General features: G+C 59.5%; 5 protein-coding genes and 1 pseudogene. 3 read left to right on the top strand and 3 right to left on the bottom strand.

The features are described 5' to 3' along the window. The coding region (locus ACOSYY_RS09930; protein ID WP_526023311.1) for a type 1 glutamine amidotransferase family protein at positions 1 to 384 on the bottom strand (384 nt) is incomplete at its 3' end. Between the two features lie 101 nt (positions 385 to 485). On the opposite strand from ACOSYY_RS09930, the gene ACOSYY_RS09935 reads away from it, so the two are divergent. Further along, positions 486 to 788 (top strand): putative quinol monooxygenase, encoded by a 303-nt coding sequence (locus tag ACOSYY_RS09935; protein ID WP_421662132.1) that lies wholly within the window; start codon positions 486 to 488, stop codon positions 786 to 788. A 44-nt stretch (positions 789 to 832) separates the two neighbouring features. Here ACOSYY_RS09935 and ACOSYY_RS09940 read toward each other — a convergent pair whose 3' ends face one another. Then, positions 833 to 1690, bottom strand: coding sequence for a GNAT family N-acetyltransferase (locus tag ACOSYY_RS09940; protein ID WP_421662134.1), 858 nt, complete (start codon positions 1688 to 1690; stop codon positions 833 to 835). 27 nt (positions 1691 to 1717) lie between these two features. Further along, positions 1718 to 2695 carry an AraC family transcriptional regulator gene (locus tag ACOSYY_RS09945; protein WP_421662135.1) on the bottom strand — a complete coding sequence of 326 codons (978 nt, stop codon included), beginning with the start codon at positions 2693 to 2695 and terminating at the stop codon, positions 1718 to 1720. A gap of 195 nt (positions 2696 to 2890) precedes the next feature. On the opposite strand from ACOSYY_RS09945, the gene ACOSYY_RS09950 reads away from it, so the two are divergent. Continuing rightward, complete coding sequence (locus tag ACOSYY_RS09950; protein ID WP_421662136.1) at positions 2891 to 3709, top strand: class I SAM-dependent methyltransferase; 819 nt, start codon at positions 2891 to 2893, stop codon at positions 3707 to 3709. A gap of 106 nt (positions 3710 to 3815) precedes the next feature. Next, positions 3816 to 4243, top strand: a pseudogene (locus ACOSYY_RS09955) (hypothetical protein); the annotation flags it as partial.

Below are 4243 nucleotides of genomic sequence, written 5' to 3' on the forward strand. Positions count from 1 at the left end.
GAGCAGTGACGAGCCGGCAAGGACGAACGTGCTCGTACAAGCGGCGCCGATGAGTGCGCCGCTGGCAGACCAATCGCGGAGCAGCGCTTGTGCGTCCACCGTCTCTCGTTGCTCCAGTTTCACTCGCAAGGCATCGGGTAATTTCGCCCCAATGGCGGGCACCAGTGCAACATCGGGTGGAGCACGGCGTGTCGCCGACCGTACCGGTACCGACAATCCTTGGCTCGTGAGCACACGAGACCGAACGCCGATGATCGATACATCGAAGCGCACCGAGGATTTACCAGTGGATTCCGCCAATGCATTCGCTGTGCTGAAGGTGTCGAGAAAAGTGGCTAAGCCGGTGTCGAAGACTTCAGAGAGAGCCAGCACATAGATGCGCATGGCGAAAACTGTAGCATAATTGTCATTCTTGCCACTACCTCGAGAGGGCAATCGACGCTAGAATGCGTCCGCCAATCCCCACAACAGAAAGGAAGGAAATCATGGTACGAGTTGCATTATTGGTACGGTTACAAGCCAAGCCCGGAAAGGAAACCGAAGTCGCGCGTTTTCTGGAAGGGGGGCTTGCCCTGGCGAATCAGGAAGTTTCGACGCCGATCTGGTTCGCACTGCGGTTGGGGCCGTCGACATTCGGCATCTTCGATGCGTTTGCCGATGAGGCGGGACGAAAAGCTCATTTGGCTGGGCAAATTGCCGCGGCACTGATGGCGAAGGCGCCAGAGTTGCTTGCTGAGCCACCACAGATTGAACAGGTTGATGTGCTTGCTGCAAAGATCCCGCGGTGAAGCCGAGAGAAGAAATGCAAGCGGCCACGAACTGAGCGCCGGCGTCAATACAAGATGGAAGGGAGAAAGGAGCCGGCAGGTTTCTGATACAGCCCTAGGCTCATGAGCGTCATGGGCTGGACGATCCGTAGACCGTGATGTAAGCACCATTGCAACAATTCCGTGTTTCGCGTCGGCAGCAAGAATCCCGGCCCGGTAAAGGCAGGAGCAGCGCCGATCAGAGCCTTGAGTTCTTCGTTCGTCCGTCCGACCGCATGTCCAAAGAAACCGAGACCGGTGGCGTAGCCGGTAATCCGGCCGCCATGCTCCACAACCGTGGCTATTCCATCGGCAATCGCATGGGTGACCTCGCCGCGCCGATCATGACCATGCACCGTGCGACAGATGGCATTGCACGCATCCAGGTCGTCCGGACTCGCTTGGCGGACTCGATAGCCGTGCAGGTCCATGTTGAGCGGCGGGCCCTGCAGAGTGGAAAGCGGCTCGCGCGCTTGAAATCCGAGTTTGGTGTACAGGGACAGTGAACGGGTATGGTACGCAGCCTGAACAAGCCGAACACCGGCTTGATGCCGACCTTCGGCCCGGTCCAAGACTGCTTGCATCAACTGACGCCCAAGCGAGGCATTCTGCGCGGCCGGAAGGACCGTGATCGGGCCGACTCCCGCAATCGCGTCACCTTCCCACAGAAAATTGCTGCACACGATGTGGCCATCGCGCTCTCCCACAATCGAGAAGACATCGGACCGTCCCAGGATCATCGCGTACAGTCCGATCGCGATTTCAGCGGAGGGGAAGTCCGGTGGAAAGTGATGTTGCCCGGCAATCGCCTTGAATGCCTCGTAGCCGACCCTCCCGCAAACCTGGGCGTCAGCAACAGTGCCGGATCTGAATGTCACGTCCATGAATCGGACCATGAAATGAAAAGCGTATCAATCCTTAAACGTGGAGCGCTTTGTCTGGCTACGAAACCGTGCCGGGGGGACTCCAAACTCCCGCTTGAAGGCGCGATTGAAGGACGGTTCCGACTCGTAGCCCACATCGCCCGCCACTTCGGCCACGCTCTTGGAAGTGGACGTCAGCACTTGAGCGGCGACCTGCAGCCTCCAGCGCATCAGATACCCCATCGGAGTGTCGGACAAATAGTGACGAAATCGCTCGGCCAACACGGAACGAGACACACCGACCTCGTTCGCCAGCGAGGCGATCGTCCAGGGGTGTGACGGCTGCTTGTGCAGGAGCGCCAGCGCCTTTCCCACGTCCGGATCGCGCACCCCGGCAAGCCATCCCGTGTGTGACTGCGGCAACTTCGCGATGTACCGCCGCAATGTTTCGGCGAACAACGCTTCTGACAATTTGGCGACGACGGCGGCGGCGCCCGGTCCGGACGTTTCCGCATGATCGACGGAATAACAAAAGGTATCTTCCAACCATTGTCCTGACGAGCTATCCCGGATATGGACCTTGACGATCGGGGGGAGCCCGCCCAAGAGGATCCGGCAGAGTTCCGGGTCGCACGTCAGATAGCCGCAGATCAGCTTGGTGAGCTCTCCACCGCCTCCGACTTGAGAAATCATGCGTCCTTCGGTGAGCACCCACCGCAGTTGTGCCGCACTGTCGATTGGCGTGACGGGAGGGCCGTTGCCCATGAAGTGCGCATTGCCTTGTGGAAGGAGGACGATGTCGCCGGCTTCGAGAGGCACGCCGCCGCCGTTTTCTTCGATGCGAACGTACCCTTTGCCTTCGGTCACGAGATGGAAGATCATGACATGCTTGGGTCGGGTAGGGAGGTACGACGCCATCGTGCATGCATCGGGTTCGCGCACGCACCACGGTGATGAAAATTCACCGTTGAAGAAGACTGCGCCGTCCAATTTCACGGCTTTCAACACTTCAGACAGCACATCCATATGGGTTTCAGCCGGCGACGTACGCGTCCTGCTAAATAAGCCGGACGGTAGGACAAGTGCGCTGCAGCTTAGCATTCTCCTGCTAAGAGCGCCAGACGAGCTGATAAGACACCGGAACGCTTCTCTCGTATAGTGGCGAGCACGGACAACGCGGCGCATAAAGGCGCCGTCAATCGATCACACAAGGAGGCCGCGATGACGAGTGCAACCGTGGGAGACATAGACAGTATGAAGGCTCGGCTCAAATCGATCTGGACGGCGGGAGACTATGATCGCTTCTCGCGATTCATGGTAGGCGGCGCACGAGAGTTTTATGAACGCCTGAACATTGCACCAGGCTGCCGATTGCTGGACGTCGCCTGCGGGTCCGGTCAAATAGCGCTGATGGCGGCCAAAGACGGCGTCGAGGTGACCGGCGTGGATATCGCGGGCAACCTCGTGGAGCGGGCAAGGACCCGAGCGCAAGCGGAGGGGCTGAAAGCTCGTTTCGAAGAGGCTGATGCCGAGGCACTGCCGTTTGAAGACGCAAGCTTCGACATCGTGACGACTCTGATCGGCGCGATGTTCGCTCCTCGACCTGAGCGGGTCGCTCACGAATTGCTCCGTGTGTGCCTTCCGGGAGGCACTCTTGCGATGGCCAATTGGACCCCGCAGGGATTTGTCGGTCAGATGTTCAAGACGGTTTCGAAGTTCATCGCACCGTCCGGCATGCCGGCGCCGGTCTTGTGGGGCGATGAGGACACCGTCCGCCGGCGCCTGGGCCACGGACTCTCGGAACTCAGCCTCACGAGACGTCAGTACCTCTTCGACTATCCCTTTCCACCGTCGGAGGTCGTGGAATTCTTTCGTCTGTATTATGGACCGACACATCAGGCTTTCGCGTCGCTTGACTCCGAGGGGCAAGCGCAATTGCGGCAAGAGCTCGAAACGCTCTGGGCATCGCACAATCGAGCCGGGGCGCACTGCACCACCGTCTCGGCGGAATTTCTCGAAGTCATCGGCATTCGGGCCTAACAAGGAATTTCACAAGGCAGACGATGAGATACGACTCTCTTTTTTCGTCAGATGCTATGGCGTAAACGGATACCACGCGGTTTCTGCCATGCAAACGGAGGTTACTATGAGACTATTAGAATTGCTTGCACTGACTGTCGGGCGGCCTCCCATGACGTCCGCCCACATCATCGGATTCGCCACGGCCGTTCTGTTGGCCTGCGCCGCTCCCGCTTCAGCCACCGAGTCGGCGGCGCCCGAGCCATCGACGAGCGTTTCCGACACGGTGCCTCTCTATCCCAACCTCGGCTCCCATCACAAACGCATCTCCACGCGGGTCCCGGCCACCCAGCAGTACTTCGACCAGGGCCTGCGACTCGTCTACGGATTCAACCATGCCGAAGCGATTCGCTCGTTTACGCGCGCCGCCGAGATCGAGCCTACCTGCGCCATGTGCTACTGGGGGATCGCTCTGGCCTACGGGCCGCATGTCAATGCGCCGATGGACGCGGCGAGCGGCGTCGCCGCCTATGCGGCGTTGCAGCAAGCATTGGC

The organism is Nitrospira sp. BLG_2 (assembly GCF_049222245.1).

Bases quoted from the DNA above. Each gene is read 5' to 3' on its own strand.
- ACOSYY_RS09935 (WP_421662132.1), top strand. From the start codon at position 486: ATGGTACGAGTTGCATTATTGGTACGGTTACAAGCCAAGCCCGGAAAG.
- ACOSYY_RS09940 (WP_421662134.1), bottom strand. From the start codon at position 1,690: ATGGACGTGACATTCAGATCCGGCACTGTTGCTGACGCCCAGGTTTGC.
- ACOSYY_RS09945 (WP_421662135.1), bottom strand. From the start codon at position 2,695: ATGGATGTGCTGTCTGAAGTGTTGAAAGCCGTGAAATTGGACGGCGCA.
- ACOSYY_RS09950 (WP_421662136.1), top strand. From the start codon at position 2,891: ATGACGAGTGCAACCGTGGGAGACATAGACAGTATGAAGGCTCGGCTC.